Origin of the sequence: Oceanobacillus kimchii X50, assembly GCF_000340475.1 — a bacterium.
Classification (GTDB): Bacteria; Bacillota; Bacilli; order Bacillales; family Amphibacillaceae; genus Oceanobacillus; species Oceanobacillus kimchii.
This window is the reverse complement of record NZ_CM001792.1, coordinates 889,043-910,310: the sequence shown is the minus strand read 5'-3', so window position 1 is coordinate 910,310 and position 21,268 is coordinate 889,043. Positions and strand designations below refer to the sequence as shown.

20 protein-coding genes are annotated in these 21,268 nt (G+C 35.5%); 6 read left to right on the top strand and 14 right to left on the bottom strand.

All coding sequences use genetic code 11. The features are described from left to right. Positions 1-191 precede the first annotated feature (191 nt). Entirely contained in the window at positions 192-1,079 is an 888-nt protein-coding gene (locus tag C794_RS04885; RefSeq protein WP_017796017.1) for a CAP domain-containing protein, read from the bottom strand. A 486-nt stretch (positions 1,080-1,565) separates the two neighbouring features. Here C794_RS04885 and mreBH point away from each other — a divergent pair, with 486 nt between their 5' ends. The 3 genes from mreBH (at position 1,566) to C794_RS04870 (ending at position 5,385) form a co-directional block, all read left to right on the top strand. Further along, positions 1,566-2,573: a rod-share determining protein MreBH gene (gene mreBH / locus C794_RS04880; RefSeq protein WP_017796016.1), complete on the top strand. Its 1,008-nt coding sequence runs from the start codon at positions 1,566-1,568 to the stop codon at positions 2,571-2,573. Between the two features lie 464 nt (positions 2,574-3,037). Further along, the gene (locus C794_RS04875) at positions 3,038-4,189 is read left to right on the top strand and encodes a CaiB/BaiF CoA transferase family protein (RefSeq protein ID WP_017796015.1); all 1,152 of its coding nucleotides are present in this window, start codon (positions 3,038-3,040) and stop codon (positions 4,187-4,189) included. Next, positions 4,189-5,385 carry an acyl-CoA dehydrogenase family protein gene (locus C794_RS04870; RefSeq protein WP_017796014.1) on the top strand — a complete coding sequence of 399 codons (1,197 nt, stop codon included), beginning with the start codon at positions 4,189-4,191 and terminating at the stop codon, positions 5,383-5,385. The genes C794_RS04875 and C794_RS04870 overlap by 1 nt, the downstream gene beginning before the upstream one ends. A 213-nt stretch (positions 5,386-5,598) precedes the next feature. On the opposite strand, the gene C794_RS04865 is transcribed toward C794_RS04870, so the two are convergent. The 3 genes from C794_RS04865 to C794_RS04855 are packed head-to-tail and all read right to left on the bottom strand — an operon-like array spanning position 5,599 to position 8,666. Further along, positions 5,599-5,925 carry a DUF3870 domain-containing protein gene (locus C794_RS04865; protein WP_017796013.1) on the bottom strand — a complete coding sequence of 109 codons (327 nt, stop codon included), beginning with the start codon at positions 5,923-5,925 and terminating at the stop codon, positions 5,599-5,601. A 20-nt stretch (positions 5,926-5,945) separates the two neighbouring features. Next, positions 5,946-7,115: a saccharopine dehydrogenase family protein gene (locus C794_RS04860; protein ID WP_017796012.1), complete on the bottom strand. Its 1,170-nt coding sequence runs from the start codon at positions 7,113-7,115 to the stop codon at positions 5,946-5,948. Positions 7,116-7,172: 57 nt separating this feature from the next. Next, the gene (locus C794_RS04855) at positions 7,173-8,666 is read right to left on the bottom strand and encodes an aldehyde dehydrogenase family protein (protein WP_017796011.1); all 1,494 of its coding nucleotides are present in this window, start codon (positions 8,664-8,666) and stop codon (positions 7,173-7,175) included. A 310-nt stretch (positions 8,667-8,976) separates the two neighbouring features. On the opposite strand from C794_RS04855, the gene C794_RS04850 reads away from it, so the two are divergent. Then, positions 8,977-10,320 (top strand): sodium-dependent transporter, encoded by a 1,344-nt coding sequence (locus C794_RS04850; RefSeq protein ID WP_017796010.1) that lies wholly within the window; start codon positions 8,977-8,979, stop codon positions 10,318-10,320. A gap of 80 nt (positions 10,321-10,400) precedes the next feature. Beyond that, positions 10,401-11,744 (top strand): FAD-dependent oxidoreductase, encoded by a 1,344-nt coding sequence (locus C794_RS04845; RefSeq protein WP_017796009.1) that lies wholly within the window; start codon positions 10,401-10,403, stop codon positions 11,742-11,744. Positions 11,745-11,905: 161 nt separating this feature from the next. Here C794_RS04845 and C794_RS04840 read toward each other — a convergent pair whose 3' ends face one another. From C794_RS04840 to C794_RS04810, 7 genes are all read right to left on the bottom strand, one after another. Continuing rightward, entirely contained in the window at positions 11,906-12,574 is a 669-nt protein-coding gene (locus C794_RS04840; protein ID WP_017796008.1) for a hypothetical protein, read from the bottom strand. Positions 12,575-12,673: 99 nt separating this feature from the next. Beyond that, positions 12,674-13,726 carry a C45 family autoproteolytic acyltransferase/hydrolase gene (locus C794_RS04835; protein WP_017796007.1) on the bottom strand — a complete coding sequence of 351 codons (1,053 nt, stop codon included), beginning with the start codon at positions 13,724-13,726 and terminating at the stop codon, positions 12,674-12,676. A gap of 144 nt (positions 13,727-13,870) precedes the next feature. Further along, positions 13,871-15,757, bottom strand: coding sequence for an ABC-F family ATP-binding cassette domain-containing protein (locus C794_RS04830; RefSeq protein WP_017796006.1), 1,887 nt, complete (start codon positions 15,755-15,757; stop codon positions 13,871-13,873). A 14-nt stretch (positions 15,758-15,771) separates the two neighbouring features. After that, positions 15,772-15,972: a hypothetical protein gene (locus tag C794_RS04825; protein ID WP_017796005.1), complete on the bottom strand. Its 201-nt coding sequence runs from the start codon at positions 15,970-15,972 to the stop codon at positions 15,772-15,774. An 89-nt stretch (positions 15,973-16,061) separates the two neighbouring features. After that, positions 16,062-16,856 (bottom strand): N-acetylmuramoyl-L-alanine amidase, encoded by a 795-nt coding sequence (locus C794_RS04820; protein WP_017796004.1) that lies wholly within the window; start codon positions 16,854-16,856, stop codon positions 16,062-16,064. Between the two features lie 25 nt (positions 16,857-16,881). Beyond that, positions 16,882-17,115 (bottom strand): phage holin, encoded by a 234-nt coding sequence (locus C794_RS04815; RefSeq protein ID WP_017796003.1) that lies wholly within the window; start codon positions 17,113-17,115, stop codon positions 16,882-16,884. Between the two features lie 468 nt (positions 17,116-17,583). Then, complete coding sequence (locus C794_RS04810; RefSeq protein WP_017796002.1) at positions 17,584-18,075, bottom strand: peroxiredoxin family protein; 492 nt, start codon at positions 18,073-18,075, stop codon at positions 17,584-17,586. A gap of 382 nt (positions 18,076-18,457) precedes the next feature. On the opposite strand from C794_RS04810, the gene C794_RS04805 reads away from it, so the two are divergent. Further along, entirely contained in the window at positions 18,458-19,444 is a 987-nt protein-coding gene (locus C794_RS04805) for a P1 family peptidase (RefSeq protein WP_017796001.1), read from the top strand. A 122-nt stretch (positions 19,445-19,566) separates the two neighbouring features. On the opposite strand, the gene C794_RS04800 is transcribed toward C794_RS04805, so the two are convergent. The 3 genes from C794_RS04800 to C794_RS04790 all read right to left on the bottom strand — a co-directional run bounded on the left by C794_RS04800 (position 19,567) and on the right by C794_RS04790 (position 21,101). Then, complete coding sequence (locus C794_RS04800; protein ID WP_017796000.1) at positions 19,567-20,478, bottom strand: RluA family pseudouridine synthase; 912 nt, start codon at positions 20,476-20,478, stop codon at positions 19,567-19,569. 80 nt (positions 20,479-20,558) lie between these two features. Continuing rightward, positions 20,559-20,789, bottom strand: coding sequence for an excisionase family DNA-binding protein (locus C794_RS04795; protein ID WP_026133724.1), 231 nt, complete (start codon positions 20,787-20,789; stop codon positions 20,559-20,561). Positions 20,790-20,813: 24 nt separating this feature from the next. Then, on the bottom strand, positions 20,814-21,101 hold the full coding sequence (locus C794_RS04790; RefSeq protein ID WP_011065253.1) for a GNAT family N-acetyltransferase: 288 nt from the start codon (positions 21,099-21,101) through the stop codon (positions 20,814-20,816). Between the last annotated feature and the right edge of the window lie 167 nt (positions 21,102-21,268).

Sequence of the window (21,268 nt, the reverse complement as noted above, 5' to 3'; positions counted from 1 at the left end):
CCCTTCTATTAACCAATACTGCTTCTCATTTCCATCATACTCGTCAATAGTACCCTTCTATTAACCAATACTGCTTCTCATTTCCATCATACTCGTCAATAGACTTAGAATAATATTCAAGACAGCACTGATAATATGTGTCATAAAAAAGAAGAATGGCTATCAGTCAGCCATTCTTCTTTATTACGCTATTATTTTCCAATGAACATTTGAGTCCAGTAGTTTCCATTTTCAATGTGTCCTACCCCAATGTGAGTGTAGTCTCCATTCAGGATATTAGCACGGTGACCTTCACTGTTCATCCATGCATTAACTACTTCTTCTGGAGAACGTTGACCTTGTGCAATGTTTTCCCCAGCAGTATTGTAATCAATACCGAAGCTTTGCATCATGTCAAACGGAGAACCATAGTTCGGGCTATTGTGATCGAAATAGTTATTAGACTGCATATCTTGAGACTTTTCTTTAGCTACTTTACTAAGCTCAGTATCTAGCTCAAGTGGTTGTAATCCTTGTTTTTCTCTTTCTTGGTTAGTAAGTTCAACAACTTCTTGTTCAAATTGACTTACATCTTCGCTTTGCTCTTGATTTTGTTGATCTTGGTTATTGTTTTGTTCTGGTTGTTGAGATGGTGCAGTTGCTTGCTCTTCTGAAGCTTGTTCTTCTGAATCATTAGCTTGCTGTTCAGTGTTTTGCTCTTCAGTGTTTTGCTCTTCAGTGTTTTGCTCTTCAGTGTTTTGCTCTTCAGATTGTTCTGGTTGAGCTGGTGTTTCATTAGATTCAGATTGTTTTTCTTCTTCTTTTTTAGGAGTATCTGCTTTAGGTTGTTCTTGCTTCACTTTATTTATGATAGTCTCTAAATTAATATTCTGCCAATCTAATTTTGATAATTTATCTTTAATAGAATTGATTTGTTCTTGTGAAAGTTCATTCCACTGACCATTTACAGAATACAAGAATTTATATGAAGTTTGAATAGATGGTTGCTCATTTGCAGACGCATCTGCTTGTCCTGCAAAAGCTCCTCCAAATATTAATGATGCTGATAGTGCAGCAACAATTCCTACTTTTTTAAACATGTAAAACGCACGCTCCTTTTGTTTTTTGTTGTTTGCTGTGTGCAATAACACTATAGCATGAGTTTTGATGTAATAATTGAAATATTAGTGGTATCCTTTACCAATGCGACTGTAGATGCGTATAGTTTATACATTCAACTCTATTAATCCCTTATGTATTCTATAATTCTATTTCAGGCTATCTTACCCAAGCTTGGAAAAACTAATTTATTTAGGGAAAATTTACTATAAAGTTATTGTTGACAACCTTCTAGAATAGGCTATATATTACAAGTTGAGCATAAATGTAACGAAATTGTTACTTGTACTTGTAGATTTTAATGTATTATATTATGAGGAATGGACAATTTTAAATTAATGTACTCTGCGGAATAAAATTATCCACCCCCACAAAAATTTTTGTAGAATAGAAAAGTATTATATAGAAATTTGTCTACAATAAATATGTTTTCAAATATATTCTGTCATCAATGGAGGATTTATTATATGTTTTCAAACGCTGAAATCGGAATTGACTTAGGTACTGCTAATATTCTTGTATATTCAAAGACAAAAGGAATAGTTTTAAATGAGCCATCAGTAGTGGCGATTGATGTTAATACTAAACAGGTAATGGCTGTCGGAGCTGAAGCTAAAGAAATGGTCGGTAAGACACCGAAAAATATCATTCCAATCCGTCCTTTAAAAGATGGAGTTATTGCGGATTATGATGTAACCGCACAAATGTTGAAAGAACTATTAAAAAAAGTAAGTAAACAGCTTGGTATGTCTATGCGTAAACCAAATGTAGTCGTTTGTACACCTTCTGGAAGTACGAGCGTGGAAAGAAGAGCGATTCATAATGCTGTATCTAGTTACGGAGCAAAACAAGTTCATCTAATTGAAGAACCAGTAGCAGCAGCAATTGGTGCAGATTTACCAGTAGATGAACCATTCGCCAATGTGATTGTTGATATTGGTGGAGGAACATCTGAGGTAGGAATTATCTCATTTGGTGGAATTGTATCCTGCAATTCTGTCCGTACAGCTGGAGATAAAATGGATGATGAAATTATTCAACATATTCGAAAGCAATATAATATTCTAATAGGTGAACGAACTGCTGAGAATATTAAAATGGAAATCGGTTATGCTCATCCAAATCATAAAGAAGTTACTATGGAAATTCGTGGACGTGATATGGTTACTGGATTACCAAAAACAATCGAAGTTACTTCAACAGAAATCTATCAAGCTATCAAAGAGTCTTTAGAACAAATTCTAGAAACGATCCGTTCCACTCTTGAAGAGTGTCCTCCAGAATTAAGTGGCGATATTGTAGACAACGGTATTGTTCTTACTGGAGGAGGAGCATTGCTTAATGGTATGCGAGAATGGTTATCTGACGAAATCAGTGTACCTGTGCATATGGCACCAAATCCATTAGAATCAGTTGCTATCGGAACCGGCCGTGCATTAAAAATGATTCATAAATTACAAAAAGCTGCAAAATAAAATGAAACAAGCATTCTGGTGGAAGAACGCCGTCCCACTAGATATTAGTACCCTAAGGGCATTACCCAAAGACCCTTAAACAGAATCGTTCATGACAGGTAGTTAACCTTGGATAACCTACAGGATTCATGCCTGTTACACGAGAAATAAGTAGCAAATTCCACACAAATTATTCTATAGTATTGTGTGGAATTCTATTTTTTCTAAATAAAAGCGTTTACAAATATACTGTTTCGATTTATAATAATTTTAGAGCCACATGAAAGCGTATTCCACGTTCATCTCTGTGGTCATGTAATATGCGTCATGCCTTGACCATATTATTTTTATATGCCATGCTGACTATTTTGTATGCATACTCATTGCCAGAGTAGCTACCCACAAAAAGCCAGTTCAAATGATTGCTTAATGCAATGATATTTGAACTGGCTTTTTTCATTCATGTATAAGGAGGGATTACAATTTTGTCGATGAGTTTAGAAGGATTAAAGATTTTGGATCTCACTCGTGTTCTTGCTGGCCCCTACTGTACTATGATTCTTGCTGATTTAGGAGCTGAAGTAATAAAAGTAGAAGCTCCTGGAGGAAGTGATGAAACTAGAGATTGGGGTCCCCCATTTCAACATGGAGTTAGTGCATATTACCTTTGTGCAAATCGTAATAAAAAGAGTATTACGATCGACCTTAAATCGTCGAATGGTATTAAATATCTGAAGGAAATTATCAAAGAGTCAGATGTGATTGTAAATAATTTTAAGACTGGTACGATGGAACGTTTTGGATTGGATTATCAAACCCTTTCTACACTTAATCCAAGCATTATCTATGCATCTATTACTGGTTTTGGTGAAACTGGTCCCTACAAAGATATGCCTGGTTATGACTTCATTATTCAAGCAATGAGTGGACTTATGAGCATTACAGGTAGCCCTGAATCCGGTCCCCAAAAAGTCGGTATTGCTATAACAGATGTATTAACTGGCTTATATACCTGTATTGGAATCCAAGCAGCATTATTAGAAAGACAACACTCTGGTAAAGGCCAAAAAATTGATATTTCTTTATATGATACCGCTGTTAGTTCTTTAGTTAATGTTGCTAGTAATTATTTAATGTCTAGTCAAAAACCGAAATTACTAGGAAATAGTCATCCTAATATTGTACCTTATCAAACGTTTAAGACTAAAGATAGGGATGTTGTAATTGCTGTTGGAAACGATGCACAATTTAAGAGACTTTGCCACATCCTCCAACTAGATTATCTATCAAACGATAATCGTTTCCGAACCAATGCCAGCCGTGTTCAACATCGTGACCTGTTGATCCCTTTACTCCAAGAATCTCTAACACTCCAAACTTCTAAGTACTGGATAAAAGCTTTACAAGAAGAAAAAATTCCGTGTGGTCCAATTCAAACCATAGATAATCTTCCCGAAGACTTACAATTAAAAAGTAGAGAGATGTTTGTATCTATGCATCACCAAACCGCGGGGCCTATCAAACTTATTGGTAACCCACTGAAATTATCCAGAACACCAGTCACTTATCGTCATGCACCACCTAACCCTGGAGAACATAACAACGATTATATACATTTGAAAGGAGATATGGAATAATGAATTTTCATTTTAGCGAAGAACAAGAACTATTAAGAAAAACAGTCAGAGAATTTACTGACAAGGAAATTATGCCTTACATTGGCGATTGGGATCGTAATGGAAAATTTGATCCGACACTATTGAATAAATTAGCAGAACTAGGATTAATGGGTGTATGTATCCCTGAACAATATGGTGGTAGTGGAATGGATTATAATTCACTTGCCATCGTATGTGAGGAATTGGAACGTGGCGATACAGCTTTTCGAACCGCAGTTTCGGTGCATACCGGGCTTAACAGTATGACATTATTACAATGGGGAAATGAAGAACAAAAGCAAAGATATCTTACAGCCCAAGCAAAAGGCGAAAAAATTGGTGCCTTTGGATTAACAGAACCCGGTGCTGGATCCGATGTTGCCGCTCTTCAATCTACAGCGGTGAAGCATGGAGATCACTATATTTTAAATGGACAAAAAACTTGGATCTCTCTTTGTGATGTTGCAGATCATTTCATTGTTTTCGCCTACACACAGGATCGCTCCCAAAAACATAAAGGTATATCTGCATTTATCGTGGAAAGATCTTGGGAGGGTTTCTCTTCTAAAGCAATCAAAGGAAAACATGGGATTCGTTCAGGGAATACTGGAGAGCTATTCTTTGACAACATTAAAGTTCCAAAAGAAAATTTGCTTGGAGAAGAAGGAGAAGGATTTAAGATTGCCATGTCTGCATTAGACAATGGTCGTTTTACGGTTGCTGCAGGTGCAGTTGGGCAAATTATGGCATGTATAGAAGAAAGCGTAAAATATTGCCATGAGCGAAAAACATTTGGAAAAGAAATCGGAAAACATCAATTAGTTCAACAAATGATAGCTAAAATGGAAGCCGGATATCAGATGAGTAAGCTACTCGTCTACCGTGCAGGAGAATTGAAGAATGAAGGAAAACGTAATACGAGAGAAACATCATTAGCAAAATGGCAAGCTTGTGATTTTGCTAACAAAGCAGCTGATGATGCTGTACAAATACACGGAGCTTACGGGTACTCCGATGAATACCCTGTAGAAAGATTTTTACGTAATTCAAAAGCGCCCGTCATATACGAAGGGACACGGGAAGTTCATACAATAATGCAAGCTGAATACGTATTAGGTTATCGAGAAGATAAACTGCTTAATCAAATGCTTCCTGCATGGGAAGAAACAAAGTAGTTTCTACTCATGAAGAGACATAGCGATAGCTTAATACATTTTACGCGTCACCCACCGAAAATCCACTCGAGGAAGCAAGTACGCTTTCAGAGTGGATTTTTGGCTTATGGTGTATTATTCTATCTTCACCTATTTCTTCTGCTTGATGGTGCGGTGATTACTCAACTGTTTTTTCTTTTTCACCGTAAGATATCTTTAACCCCCTTCTTTTTCTTATTGTTGTACAACAATAGACTTTTGATATTGCTCATACTGCTTGAATAAATCCATTAATGCAGAAGCTAATGCATTACCTGCTTTCCCCAAATAATGCTTTTTAATTTGATCAATCGGAAATTGAATACCGTCTTGTAAACTATGTCCTTTTAATATTGTCTGTACAAATTGCTTTCCATGATCAGTAGCAAGTGTACAACCTGCATTCACAATCACACCATATTTTTTATCGATTTCCGCAGTAATGGTTAATGTTTCATAGATACTTTTAGCTGCCATACCTGAAGGCAATTTTGCGTGTCCTGCAATAAATACTGTATTCACCCTAACCATCCCCTTATAACCTACACTGATGTTTGCTTATTTATGGATACTTTTTCTTTAATTGTAACCCCTCTTTTCTTCATTTCAGCAATATATTGCTTTCCAGGTACCATTTTTTCTGGCGGTAAGACACCTTTTGTCGTAATTGTTCTATTAGCAATCATTTGTGCCACAACAGATATAGTATTCGCTGTTGCCCTTGCCATTGCAGTAACATTTGTATCTCTATCTTTATAAGTAGTCATTTCAAAAATATGAGAAGTCGATTGTCCGTCCTTCTCTCCTTCGACTACTACCCGTAATAGTACCGCATCCTCCCTGTCTCCTAATTCAACTATTGGATCAAGTACTTTTAAAAACACTTCTCTCGGATTTACTTTATGTCCGTTTATATCAACATGATAATCTAACCGAGTGAGATTTAAATCTACCAACAATTTAAATTTTTCTGCATGTCCCGGATAGCGAATAGTTTTATATTCAAGTGTACTCAAGTAAGGATATGATAACGATAAAGTCGACGTACCACCTGATGTATGAAATGCTTCTAACGGTCCGAATTTTTCAAAGTGAATAGGCTCTACTTCACTTAGAGAAGGCACCTCTTGAACAGAACCATTTCTTATAATCAGGGATGGATCAGTATAATGATCAAAGACTCCTTCCATGGAAAAAACATGGTTGTATTCAAGTGGCGGTTCTGGCTTAACAGGAATTCCACCAACATATAATTTAATTGCTTTGGTTTGATCCAGTTTACTTACACCATATCCAGATAAAATATTAATCATTCCTGGCGCTACTCCTAAGTCAGGGATAATCGTTACTTGAGCTTGATTAGCCTCTTCATGATAAGTCAATACCTTATCGGTCACATGCCCAATGTGTCCACCTAAATCAACAGAGGATACACCTACCTCAATAGCAGTTCTAGCCACTACCTCATTAAATGAATAAAATAATGCATTAATAATTACATCGAATTGCCGCATGAATTTTGCTAGTTCATCCTGATTACTCGCATCAACTTGGTATGCAGTTAGTTTAGAAGAATTCAATTGATCACAGACTTCTTGAGCTCGAAGTAAATCAATATCTGCTAAACCAACTTGTTTTACTCCTTCACTTTGTGTTAAATCACGTGCTGCTTCTTTCCCCATTAAACCAGAACCTAATACACCAATCTTCATGTTATTCCCTCCCCATAATCACTAAAAGGTACTCTATAAACAAGGCGAACGATAAATCTACTCCTCTGTATCTATCTGGGCACGTTGTAATTTTCCACTATAATCAACATAAATGGCTTTCCATTCAGTGAAAACATCTAACGCCTGGACACCAGAATCACGATGTCCATTGCCAGTTCCTTTCGTTCCGCCAAACGGTAAATGAATCTCAGCACCAGTAGTACCTGCATTGACATAGACAATACCTGTATCTAAATCACGTTGTGCTTTAAAAACACGATTTATATCCCTTGTAAAAATAGAGCTGGATAACCCATAAGTAACTTGATTATTTACTTCAATAGCTTCTTCAAAACTACTTACTTCAATTAATGAAACTACTGGCCCAAAAATTTCTTCCTGCGCAATTCGCATGTCAGGCTTAGCATCGGTGAATAAGGTCGGAGTAAAATAATATCCTTGATTATTGCTTTCCCATTCAGACCCTCCTGCTAATAACGTAGCGCCCTCTTGTTTTCCAACTTCAATATATTTCTTGATTTTATTTAACCCTGCTTCATTGATAATCGGACCTACTTTAATTCCTTCTTCCAAACCATTTCCAATCGTTAAATGATCCATTGCAGCTAAAAGTCTTTCTTCTAATATCTTTTTCACTTTATGATGAACAATCACACGACTACATGCCGTACAGCGTTGCCCACTCGTTCCGAACGCACTCCAGAGAATCCCTTCTACTGCTAAGTCTAAATCTGCATCATCCATAACAATAACTGCATTTTTTCCGCCCATTTCTAGTGATACTTTCTTTAACTGCTTCCCACAATCCGATGCAATATTTCTTCCCGTGTCATTTGATCCAGTAAAAGATATTACTCTAATATCTTCATTTTGAACCATTGAATCGCCAACTTCTGATCCCTTACCAAATACAACATTTATAACACCGTTAGGTAATCCAGCTTCTTCAAATATTTTAGCTAATTCATATGCCATAATAGGTGTTTCTGTTGCTGGCTTCCAAATCACCGCGTTACCAGCGACAATTGCTGGGAATGACTTCCATGTAGCAATTGCAATTGGAAAGTTCCATGGCGTAATGATACCTACTACCCCTACAGGACACCGCTGACTCATCGCAAATTTATCTTTTAATTCTGCTGGTGTAGTTTGACCAAACAATCTTCGACCTTCTCCAGCCATATAAAATGCCATATCAATTCCTTCTTGAACTTCTCCTCTTGCTTCTTCTAATACTTTTCCATTCTCCATAGTCAATAGACGAGATAGTCGCTCTTTTTTATCTTTCATAATCATTCCAACACGGTATAATACTTCTGCACGTTGTGGTGCCGGTACAAGTGCCCAGTTCTTTTGAGCTTTTTTAGCAGCTTTTACTGCCTCTTCAACATGATATCGATTAGACAATGGTACTTGCACAATACGTTCACCATTTGCAGGATTTGTAACGGCAGTAGTATTTTCCACATCTACCCATTTACCATCAATAAAATTTTGTAATACATCGGTCTCTAATGTAAGCGCTGTCACTAATAATCCCTCCTTTAAAATTTGAAGCAAGAAAAAGTAATAAACCTTACCAACTCAAGTATAAATGACAATGTTTAAATTTTACAACTATTTTTAAAATACGTAAATTTACTAATAAATCACTACTTAATGTATTTGATTTTTATTATTTATATTCACTAAACGGGAAATCTCTTACGAAAGCTTATAACTATAGTTTAATCTGTTAATCTTTTCATTGTATTCACAATTCAATACCTTCTCTTAACATCTTCTTCTTTTATGTTATACTTATAAAATAATTTTTTTATAACGAAAGGAATTTGACATTATGGATCAACGAAAAGATCAATGGGCATCAAAACTAGGGTTTATCTTATCTTCCGCTGGCGCTGCGGTTGGTTTAGGAGCAATTTGGAAATTCCCTTATATGACAGGGATGAATGGCGGAGGAGCTTTCTTCTTTATCTTTATCCTATTTACAATCATTATCGGATTGCCTTTGTTAATTGCTGAATTTATCATAGGTAGAGGTGCACAAAAAGAGGCAATTTCAGCTTATCAAAAGCTTGCTCCAAAAAGTATATTCTCCTTTATAGGTCATTGGGGAGTAATAGGTGCCTTTATATTAATGTCTTTCTATTCCGTTGTTGGAGGATGGGTATTAATCTACAGTCTTCTTTCTATTCCTGGAATGGTTATTACTGATGGTGCACAATACGCAGAATTATTTGCATCGATAACAGGTAATCCATTACTTACTATTGTTGGACTTGCACTATTTATCTTTATTAATTCTTTTGTTATATCTTCTGGTATAAAAAATGGAATTGAGAAATATAGTAAAGTCTTAATGCCATTGTTATTTATTTTCTTTATTATAATCGTTATACGATCTGTTACTTTTGAAGGAGCTATGGAAGGAATACAATTCTTCCTTCAACCAGACTTTTCAAAATTAAATGGTGAAAATATCTTATATGCATTAGGTCAGGCATTTTTCTCACTTGCTGTAGGTATTTCAGTAATGGTTACGTATAGTTCTTATTTAGATAAAAACGTGAGCTTAGGAAGTTCAGCAGCTTCCGTTTCGATTATGAATATATTTGTATCATTGCTGGCAGGACTTGCGATTTTTCCAATTGTATTTTCTTTTGGATTAGAGCCAACGGAAGGCCCAGGACTTCTATTTATCGTTCTTCCTGAAGCATTTGCGCAAATGCCGTTTGGTGAACTATTCTTAAGTCTATTTTTACTTTTATTCTTATTCGCCATCCTAACATCTTCTTTCAGCATGCTAGAAATTATCACTGCAGCTGTAACTGAAAAAAAGAATGTTTCTCGAAAATCTGTTGCTTGGATAGCAGGTATCCTTGTATTGGTTGCTGGTATTCCAGCTGCATTATCTTCAAATGTACTTGCTGACTTCCATATTTTTGGGAAAACCGTTTTTGATGCAAGTGACTTTCTTGTCAGTAACATTATGCTTCCAGCTGGTTGTTTATTTATTTCTATATTTATCGGTTTCAAAATGGATAAACAGCTTGTTAGACAAGAATTTAGTTATGGAAATAATTTAAGTAATGGCGTCTTCCAAACATGGTATCAACTCATGCGTTGGGTAGTACCCTTCACAATAATTATCGTTTTTCTTTACTCAATCGGGGTAATATAAAACTAAATAGATTTTTGTTCCTCTCATCTATTTGATGAGAGGTTTTTTATAATCCGGGTTTCAAGATAAGGAGTGATAGTATGTCTAAAAAAATTATCATTGTCGGTGGAGTTGGGGGCGGAGCGACCGTTGCTGCACAAATTAGGAGAACCAATAAAACGGCAGAAATTCTTGTATTAGAACGAAATGGATATGTCTCCTTTGCAAATTGTGGTATGCCATATTATTTAAGCGGTACAATTACTGATCGTCAAAAATTAATTTATCCTGAGGAAAAGTTTGCACAAAAATATGATCTGACTGTACAAACACATGCAAATGTAACAAAAATTAACCGTAATCAGAAAAGTGTTGTATATGAAAAGCATCAGACAGAACATAGTGTTTACTATGATATTTTAATATTGTCCCCAGGAGCTTCACCTGTACTACCAGATATAGAAGGATTACAACAAGCAAATACATTTCCCTTAAGGACGATTGAAGATATGGATGAAATTGAAAAATTTATTCAATTTAATAATCCTCAATCGGCTGCTATTATTGGTGGTGGATTTGTCGGGTTAGAAATGGTAGAAAGTCTATATAATCGAGGTCTTTCTTGTTCCTTAATAGATAGTTCTGAACATGTATTAAAAAGAATCGACAAAGAAATGGCTATACATATAGATGAACATTTACAGGAAAAAGGAATAACTTTGTATGTCAATGATGGATTAAAAAGCTTTTCAAATGATGGTACTTCCTTACTCCTTTCCAGCGAGAAAACGATCCAAGCAGATATGACTATTATGGCTATAGGAATAAAACCAAATACAGCGCTTGCCATTGATGCCGGATTGGAAATTGGAGAAACCGGTGGGATTAAAGTAAATCAATATATGCAAACTACTGATCCACATATCTTTGCTCTTGGTGATGCAGTGGAAGTCACTGATTTTATAACTGGAGAACCTGCTCATATTGCCTTAGCTTGGCCGGCTCATAGGCAAGCATTCATTATCTCTTCTTACTTGAGTGGCAACCCTATATACGATGATGGTATAATTGGATCATCGATTTTACGCGTCTTTGATTTAACTATTACAGCTACTGGGCAAAACAAACAAACTTTAATCGATAATGGGATTGAATTTGAAGAAACTATAATGAAAGGATATTCTCATGCAGCATATTATCCGGGTTCAAAAGAGCTTTGGATGCAAATTGTCTTTGATAAAAATACTGGACAATTATTTGGTGGAAGCGTAATTGGATTTGAAGGTGCAGATAAACGGATGGCTGTTTTAGCTACAGCAATCAAAGGAAAGTTAACAGTAGCAGATTTAGCTTCGTTGGAATTAGGTTATTCCCCTATCTATTCAAGTGCAAAAGACCCTTTGAATATACTAGGTTACAAAGCTATGGAACAGCTTGGGAATTGATTATGCCCTTACGAATTTGACATTGAGATCCCCCTCTAAGAAACAGATGTAATTATAATCTGGCTACTTAGAGGGGGAGAGTATTTCATTCTTATAAAAAACATCTTATCATCGACGATGCTAGAAGGCTACGTAATGAAAAGATGTTACATAAAAATATATTAATTATCCTCAAATTGATAAATTAGTTCATATTTACTTTCATCTAATAACTCTGCTACATGAATTCTCACACCATGTCCAAATACAATTTCATCCTCAGTCATTGCGACTACCATCGCTTTTGTATTGTTTTGAACATCTAAGAATATATCACCCACTGCCGGCTTTAATGCATCATCTTTTTCTGCTAAATAAGAAATCGACTCATCTTGAATTTGTTGTTCTTCTGGAACAAGATTTTTATCATAATAGGCAATCTCCTGACTAGCCTCTGATTTCCCTGGTACCATTACTACATATTCATTATGTTTCACACCATTATCGCGGGTGGTTAATACATTCCCATTTTCGACTTTTTCTACTTTTTCAATTTCATTCAATGAATAGTGATCAAGAAAATCAGGAGTAGGTTTTACAATTAAAATGTAATCACCCGGCTCTGGTTTTGCATGTTTATCAATGGTGTATCTTTTCCCATAAAATATAAATGTATCATTATGCTGTGGACGATATAACTCAATCTCTTTAGCAGTAGTTAAAATCTGCTTCATATCTTTTAGACGATACATATGAACAGATTTTTTAAACATGGGTTTTACAGAATACACTTTATGCAATTCATTCTCAAAGAAAACAAATTGACCTTTTCTAACTTGATAAAGTTTCATTTAATGTAGCCTCCTTAATTTCATTTCTATAAATAAAATTTTATTAGAATCCATTTTTATATTCCCTTGAAACGCGACTTTTTAAACATAGAACTTTGATTAATGTACATTTGCTTTCATATGTGCAAATGGTAATGAGGTGTCTACCTCACCATAAAGCCTTTCTTCAGGAAATTCTATACCTTCTGTCCATTTATTAAAATCAATAACATATGGATCAGTATCTCCTCCTAAACTGAACCAAACTTTCCTGTCTGCAGGCAGATACCCAGAGGTGTGGATCGTACCTCCCCAATTTTTATATTGTTTAGAGAAAACTCCTTTATCCGTATCGTTCATCATGCGAAAAGCTTCTTCTGCACTTAACTTATTAACGCTATTGTTTTGCATTGCAACTAATCGGCGATAGGAATCATCTAAGTAATTTCGATTTTCTGATGTTAAATTTTCAAAATGATTGGTACACAAATTTCCTTTTCTCACCGATGTTCCACGTGCAGATCCTTCGATTATAAATGTTTCTTCTTGTTGATCCAATACTAAATAACTAAATGCATACCGATGTGGAATTTCTTGTAGTAATTGTACTGCTTCCTCTACACTAGAACATGTTTCTAATACAATTCGGCTAATCATATTACAGATAAATCCTTCCCCAGGCTTTTTACGATGGGTAAAGTTATATCCCAACACGAGCCCATGTTGGTTCATCCCGTCTAACCTTCCCGTAATACGTTGAGACGGTCCAATACTTGCTAATCCAGTATCCGTAGGTTGAAACAATACCAATCTACCTTCATATGTTTTTGGATGATAATCATAATTCCTAATCATATATTCGCTACTTGTAAATACTGAACATCCACTCGAAGGCAAATTAATTCGATAACCAGCAAATTCCTGAAGAGTATCGGAAAGTGACCACTCAATTCCATCTTTAATTCCCTCTAGCTCTTCCCATATTCCAGGTGCATAAGCATTAATCATAGCTTTTACTTCATCGATATTAACCGTAAATCTCGGCCTCCTTAGTTTCCATTGCTTCTTACGGTTTTCCATTACAAAAGAATTTTTGATACTATCTCCTTGCATTTTTCCAAACTGATAATGTGATCCTCTAAAAGTTATTAGATCTGAATAAATTTGTTGCATGAAATAATCACCTGACTCTAATTAGATAGTAAGTACAGTCTACTGAAAAAAATGTATAAAGTGAAATAACTTTCCTCGGCTTTGTTAGTTTAGCTTATAACCCCTAATAAATTCAATAAAAAAACATGAAGAATTTATATTTCTTCATGTTTCAAGTTGTTCTACTTTTATAGATAATGCTTCCCATCGTGCCATTTTTCTCTCTAAGTCTAATTCTACTGCTTGTTGTTTCGCATATAATTCTTGTACTTTTTCTGAATCACTTCCAGCATCAACAATCGCTTGTTCAACTTCTACAATTTGTTCTTCTAATTCTGTAATTTCATCCTCAATCGTATCCCATTCTCTTTTTTCCATATAAGATAACTTCTTTTTCTTCTTCTCATTTTGAGAAGTTTTAGTCGGTGATTGTTTTTTGGGTGTTGGTTGTATTTCTTCTGTTTCCCTTTGCTTTTCAAGAAATTCAGTATAATTCCCATAAAAAGTATCCGTATTGCCATCACCTTTAAATACAATTAATTTATCAACTACTCTATCTAAAAAGTATCGATCATGCGATACAGTTATTACTACTCCAGGAAAATGATCCAAGTAATCTTCCAGAACAGATAGCGTCTGTGTATCCAAATCATTTGTCGGTTCATCTAAAAAAAGCACATTGGGCTCTTGCATTAATACTTTTAATAAATACAAACGACGACGTTCTCCTCCAGATAATGTTCGAATATAGGACCATTGTTGAGCGCGGTTAAATAAAAATCGTTCAAGCATCTGCTCAGCAGTAATTACTTCTCCATCCTCTGTATGAATAACCTCAGCTACATCTTTAATATATTCGACAATACGCTGTTGATCATTTAATTCCTCTTCTCCCTGGGTATAATAACCAATTACCACCGTTTCTCCTATTTTGACAAAACCTTGGTCTGGTTCTGTCCGTTTTGCCATCATATTTAGAAGCGTTGTTTTTCCCGTACCGTTATTACCAATAATACCAATTCGATCTCCTGGTATAATAAGATGAGAAAAGTTACTTAATACTTTCTGATTTCCAAATGATTTATGAAGATCTTCAATCTCAATAACATCATTTCCTAGTCTTTTAGAACCCGCTTGAAATTTAACTTCTTCTTTTCTCGTATCAAATGTTTGATTTTTCATCTCTTCTACACGTTCTACACGAGCTCGTTGTTTTGTCGATCTAGCCTTTGCACCACGTTTCAGCCATGCGAGCTCACGTTTTAACGTATTTTGATGTTTTTGTTCATTACTACGCTCTAGAGACTCTCTTTCCGCTTTCTTCTCTAAAAATAATTCATAATTTCCTGCATACGTATATAAATTTCCTTTATCTAATTCAAAAATTCGGTTCGTTACCCGATTTAAGAAATACCTATCATGCGTGACAAGTAAAACAGATCCGGAATAGGATTGCATATATTTTTCTAGCCATTCAACCGTATCATGATCTAAATGGTTCGTAGGTTCATCCATAATTAGCAAGTCTGCCGGCTGTATTAATGCTTTCGCGATAGCGATTCTTTTTTTCTGGCCACCCGATAGTTTTCCAACAGTAGCGCCAAAATCAGTTATACCCAATTTAGTTAGTATAGTTTTTGCAGTGGTATTGGCTTCCCAAGCTTCTACTTCATCCATTTTTTGTTGTATATGAATTAATTTCTGCTGCAAAGCTACGTCATCTGGGTTATATTCTAAATGATAAAGCGCCTGCTCATACTCTCTCATAACTCGCATGATTACAGAATCACCATAATATATTTGATCCAACACCGTTAAATCTTCTTGCAGATTCGTTTCTTGTGTAACGTATTCTATATGATAATCTTTTGAATGTCTTATCTCGCCCTGATCCGGACTATCCATTCCTGCAATTACTTTAAGAAAACTTGATTTACCTGTCCCATTTACTCCTATAAGACCAATTCGTTCCTTCTGGCCTATAGTTGCGGAGATTTGGTTAAATAAAGTTTTATCCCCATATGTTTTACTTAAATTATCTATGATTAACATTGTACAGACCTTCTTTATTCGTTAATATCATTATCTTCTTTAGTGCTTTTCTTTAATCGAAACCATTCTTTAATTACCAATACTAATAATAATAACATCCAAGAAGTCACTAGATAAAATATCCATGTATTTAATTCATTCATTTGATTATAAAAGCTAGCCATCCCCATCCAAATTAATGCTGTAATCACGAGTTGTCCAACTAATAGCTTCATTTTTGACTCTCTCCATTCAATAAAAAAATACCTAACGTATAGTTTATCTTATACGTAGATATTTTTCTATGGTAATGAAATGAAATATTTTAACTTAGGACTGATTTCAATTTGGAAGATGAGCGAGTATAGTAACGCACATAATTTTTATTTGCAGTAATATATAAACCACTTTTAATTTGATACATATGTCCATCACCTACAGGAAACTTATCTTTTATCACTGTGAATACTTCGCCTTTATGAACAATAACTGCTCTATTTTCCCAGTCAGGACTATTATATGTCCATAAAGAATCTGCCAAAATCTCTAAATACCCTTGGGATGTACCTCCACCACCTGGCAGGTCAAGTGCATTGGCAACACCCGTTGCATGACTTCTTGCTATCGAATTAAGAAATGAGGAAGATTTAAGTTTGTTAGCGTCTTCTCTATGGTCAATAAATCCATTCTCAGTTAATACTGCTGGCATTTGCGATTCACGAAGCATGTGAAAATTCGCTTCTTTCATACCCCTATCATAAAAGCTAGTTTCATTGACAATCGATTGATGTACTAGTTGACGCAAACGATGTGTTTCCGCCTTTCCTGAATAGCTACCATTAAAAATAAATGATTCAAACCCAGTACCTCCGCCGGCATTAATATGAATGGAAACTAAATAATCAGCTTGCCAATTATTTGCCATTGTCGTTCTTTGCGACAGAGAGACCGTTTTATCTGTTTCACGAGACAATCGTACTTCATGACCATCAAATGTTTGTAACAAGTATTCTTTCATACGAAGCGCAATATCTAAAGTGATATTCTTTTCTTGTAATCCATTTCCCGTTGCTCCAGGATCATTTCCTCCATGACCAGGATCAATAAAAATTCGCTTCATACTTATCCTCCTTGTCCATATTTTATTATTTTGCTAACTGATGATCCACAAGTACTTGATGCTGTCTTTTGCCTTTGTATGTCACATAATTATTTTTGAACCAAGCTGTTAATGTAGCTACAATAGTAAAAATTGAAGAAAGTATTTCTCCCCACAGCTCTTGTGTTCCAGGTATGGGATGGTATCCAGCAGTGACCAAAAATTGATTCGTTAAAGCTAGAACAAGTACGATAGTTCGAATAATCGTTCCTTTATCCATGTCCCCACCTCCTTTTTTGTATAAAGGCATGTATTCGTCAATTTTCACACCCTAAAACCAAAAATAATATAAAAAGAGTGTTTTAGTATTTGAAGTGTTATAAGAATAGAGGCACAAACGACCGTTTAGAAACGTACGAGTTGGCTATGTTTTTAGGGCGCTTCGACAATAGTTCAACTTCCTTTTTCTTTTGAGATAAAGAAAACACGGTGAACTTGAAAGCGAAAAGAGCCTTCATGTGCAACATGCAGCAAGTCTTCTTTTCACCCAAGGGCATAAGTGCGACTAATCCTCATATTAGTTAAAAACCGCTGCCTGTTAAAAAGCGTCGTCTGCAATAGAAATCAAACAGCATAATATTCGAATTTCATACAAATTATCTTACTGTAAAATTCACTCATGGAATAAAAAAAGAAAAATCAACCGAAATGATTTCATTCCGTTTGATTTTTCTTCCGTCCTTAACAGCTATTCCATTTTGTTATACTCTGCTACCATTTGCTCATAGGTTAGGGCACCATAAGATTTATGCCTGATAATACCTTCAGAATCAATCATATATGTGGTTGGAATTGGACTAATTCGATACGCTTTTGATACTTCACCTTGTTCATCTAATAGGATTGGAAATGTCAGCTCTAATTCTTGTGAAAAACGTACTACCTGTTCCCTATTCATTTCCGTATCGGTTAGATTAACAGCTAGAATATTGGGTTGTAAATCTTGATAAAATCGTTGCATATCAGGCATTTCATGTCTACATGGAGGACACCATGTAGTCCAAAAATTTATCATAACTCGTTCTCCCTTAAAATCTGAAAGTCGGAGTTGTTGACCATCTATTGTTTTCAATTCAAAATCTGGTGCACGTTCGCCAACTTCAGTCCCATTCGCATAAACAGTCATGATTGGTAAAAACATGCTAATGCTTATCACCATAACATATTTTAAAAACTTCATTTATCCCCCTCCATTACAAGCTTTAAACTTAGTTTTCCTGTTCTTTGAATTTGCATACAAGAAAAATTTCATCATGTTTTACTGTAAATATGTAAGCATCGTAAATAAATTTTAAATTTTTCTTACTTTAATGCATAAAAAGTAACTTGAAATATATACTCAAAAGTGGGAAAATTCGTTACTAGGGGAGCTATAGTGAAACTTCATTCAGTCAGGATTATGGATTCGGGCATTTTCTATCAGCTAACTCCACTTGCCCTCTTTGCATTAGCCTCACCATCTTAAAGTGTGAGGATAACTGCCATAACAAGCGGGATAAAGGTCAATGAATTTTTAAATTGCCTCAAGTAAATAAATGGTATAAAAGACGGAGCTGATCATTATGACATTAAAAACCGGTTTGAAAGATTGTATTACCGATGTCGATGGAGTACAGGTTGGACATACAACGCTTTATGAAAAAATAAATGAGATAGATACTATATGTACTGGCGTGACAGCAATATTGCCACATCCAGGCAATTTGTTTCGTCAAAAAGTCATAGCGGGGTGCTCCGTAATTAATGGATTTGGTAAAACAACTGGACTCGTTCAATTAAATGAATTAGGCCTTATCGAATCTCCCATTATGCTTACGAACACACTAAGCGTAGCACCGGTAATGCAAGGGACATTGACGTATATGCTAAATCGTACAAAGGAAATTGGTGATACAACAGGTACGATTAACTTGATTGTTGGTGAATGTAATGACAGCTATCTAAATTCTATTCGATTACAAGCGATTACACCATCGCATGCTATTAAAGCAATTGAGTCAGCAAGTACAAAATCATGCGAAGAAGGTGCAGTTGGTGCGGGGACAGGTATGCAATGCTTTGGCTACAAAGGAGGAATTGGAACAGCATCTCGTCTTATTGAAGTTGAAGATGTTACCTATACCTTAGGAGGACTCGTTGTTAGTAATTACGGAAAGCGAGAACAAGCAACATTTGCTAATTGGGAACACACAGAGCAGGAAACACCAGATGGATCTATTATGATGATATTAGCTACAGATGCACCATTATCCGACCGCCAATTAAAGAGAATTACCAAACGATGCGCTGCAGGTCTTGGACGAACAGGAAGTGCTATCGACCATGGAAGTGGAGATATAGCGATTGCTTTTTCTACAGCAAACCAAGTGTTGCATGATTCAAAAAATCATCTGACAACTGCAACTTATATTCGCGATGATCATCCAATGATGAATCAAATATTTCAGGCCGTTGTCGAGTTAATTGAATCCTGTGTACTTCATTCTCTTCAGAAATCCGAAACTACATTAGGACGATCAGGACATAAATTAGAGAAAGCTCCGTTATAAGAACAAAGGCACTAGCTTCAGACGATTAGTTATCCACTGCATCTAATTTTATAATTTCCTGCAATAAAAAAACCGAGCTATAGCTAACAATTACAATTAGCTATAGTTCGATTTGGCCAGCTTTATTTTGATTTTTGAAAGAAAACATTAGGGACATCAGAACGGAAGAGCATTAATTTATTAGTTACCGGATGATAAAATGAAAGTATCTTCGCATGAAGACCCAACCTACCGATGACACTTCTACCTTTGGAACCATAACGTTTATCACCAACAACTGGATGTCCAAGCTCTTCCATATGTACACGAATTTGATTCTTTCTTCCTGTTTCTAATTGCAACTCCAATAATGAATAACGATCATTTGTTTGGAGAACTCGATAACGTGTAGCAGCTCGTTGACCATCATTCTTTACTCGTGAAGAATACATTTTTCGAGTATTACTTTCTTTGAGCCAAGAGACGATATACCCTTTCTCTTTAGTTACCTGACCTTCTACAAGTGCAACATAAGTGCGTTCTTTTACAATATTTTTCCAATTATTCTGAAGCTTGCGTTTGACTCCCTCATTTTTGGCAAACATCATTACCCCAGATGTATCCTTATCAAGTCGATGAACAACAAATACACGATTAGCTGGATGTTGTTGCTTCACGTAGTGCATTAATTGATGTAACGCCGTATGTTTTCGTTCTTTTTCCGTTGCAATCGAGAGTAACCCAGACTCTTTCTCAATTACAATAATATCTTCATCCTCATACATAATCGACATTCCTACAAATACATCCTGTTGAATTGCTGCTTTGTTTTTCAAGATTCGCACAGTACTACCCTTATTCAACATGAAATTATGTTTCGTCTCGATATGGTCATCTACGGACACTTGCCCTCTCGTCAAAATCGACTTAACGGAATTCCTGCTCCGGTTATTCATTACCTTTAATAAAAATGGTAAAAGCTGTTCTGGTTCTTCTACCTCATACGTGAGGGAAGCAGGTTCCTTCTTCGATCGGGGAGGTTTTCTTTTCTTCATATATCATAACTCCTTATATAAAAAAGTTAAGATGATAACTCACCCTAACTAGAATAGAGCTTTATTCCTTTCACCTTTTTCTAATCTTCATCATTTACATCTGGATCTTCAGGAATTGGCTCTTGTAAATATTCTTCTATCATTTTTCTATATTTTTCCACTTGTTCAAAGTGAGTTGTGAACTGCTGCTTATTTACTAAATATTGCTTGCCGTCATGTATTGCATTAATTTTCCCTTGCAGGACAAGTGCAGATACTGTTGATTCGCTCATTGATAAGTATTCAGCTGCTTCAGGAATAGTAATGTACATGTCCAAGCACCTTTCTCCATTATATTATATATGTTGTACGTTTAGTACATCATTATACTTTGCTTGTTTTTGAATCTGCCCTTTAGCAAATGGACATAGAGGCACAACTGTTTTCCCCTTTTCTCTAGCGTAAGTCACCACATGGTCTAGTAATTGTTGGGCAATACCTTGGCCACGAAGATCAGTAGCTACATAGGTGTGATCAATGACTAAACGATTCTCCCCAGATTCGACAAATGTTATTTCAGCTTGAGGATTACGAATATCTTCACCTACATAAAATTTATTTTCACCCTTACTAATAGTAGCCACACTACCCCTCCTATTATTTAAGCATCTATTACATTATACTCCTATCATTTTATTGGAACAAGCATATATTTTTTCCTATCTTCTTTCATTTATATTGATAGTAATTGGAAGGTACTAGTCAACCTTAGTAGAAAAGGTTGTCATTTCAAATATTAATTTGTCTAAAA

Excerpts from the sequence above, each read along its gene's own strand:
- C794_RS04870 (WP_017796014.1), top strand. The coding sequence starts at position 4,189 with ATGAATTTTCATTTTAGCGAAGAACAAGAACTATTAAGAAAAACAGTC.
- C794_RS04850 (WP_017796010.1), top strand. The coding sequence starts at position 8,977 with ATGGATCAACGAAAAGATCAATGGGCATCAAAACTAGGGTTTATCTTA.
- C794_RS04810 (WP_017796002.1), bottom strand. The coding sequence starts at position 18,075 with ATGAAGTTTTTAAAATATGTTATGGTGATAAGCATTAGCATGTTTTTA.
- C794_RS04845 (WP_017796009.1), top strand. The coding sequence starts at position 10,401 with ATGTCTAAAAAAATTATCATTGTCGGTGGAGTTGGGGGCGGAGCGACC.
- C794_RS04795 (WP_026133724.1), bottom strand. The coding sequence starts at position 20,789 with ATGTACATTACTATTCCTGAAGCAGCTGAATACTTATCAATGAGCGAA.
- C794_RS04820 (WP_017796004.1), bottom strand. The coding sequence starts at position 16,856 with ATGAAGCGAATTTTTATTGATCCTGGTCATGGAGGAAATGATCCTGGA.
- C794_RS04830 (WP_017796006.1), bottom strand. The coding sequence starts at position 15,757 with ATGTTAATCATAGATAATTTAAGTAAAACATATGGGGATAAAACTTTA.
- mreBH (WP_017796016.1), top strand. The coding sequence starts at position 1,566 with ATGTTTTCAAACGCTGAAATCGGAATTGACTTAGGTACTGCTAATATT.
- C794_RS04860 (WP_017796012.1), bottom strand. The coding sequence starts at position 7,115 with ATGAAGATTGGTGTATTAGGTTCTGGTTTAATGGGGAAAGAAGCAGCA.
- C794_RS04835 (WP_017796007.1), bottom strand. The coding sequence starts at position 13,726 with ATGCAACAAATTTATTCAGATCTAATAACTTTTAGAGGATCACATTAT.
- C794_RS04815 (WP_017796003.1), bottom strand. The coding sequence starts at position 17,115 with ATGGATAAAGGAACGATTATTCGAACTATCGTACTTGTTCTAGCTTTA.
- C794_RS04805 (WP_017796001.1), top strand. The coding sequence starts at position 18,458 with ATGACATTAAAAACCGGTTTGAAAGATTGTATTACCGATGTCGATGGA.
- C794_RS04885 (WP_017796017.1), bottom strand. The coding sequence starts at position 1,079 with ATGTTTAAAAAAGTAGGAATTGTTGCTGCACTATCAGCATCATTAATA.
- C794_RS04840 (WP_017796008.1), bottom strand. The coding sequence starts at position 12,574 with ATGAAACTTTATCAAGTTAGAAAAGGTCAATTTGTTTTCTTTGAGAAT.
- C794_RS04800 (WP_017796000.1), bottom strand. The coding sequence starts at position 20,478 with ATGAAGAAAAGAAAACCTCCCCGATCGAAGAAGGAACCTGCTTCCCTC.
- C794_RS04825 (WP_017796005.1), bottom strand. The coding sequence starts at position 15,972 with ATGAAGCTATTAGTTGGACAACTCGTGATTACAGCATTAATTTGGATG.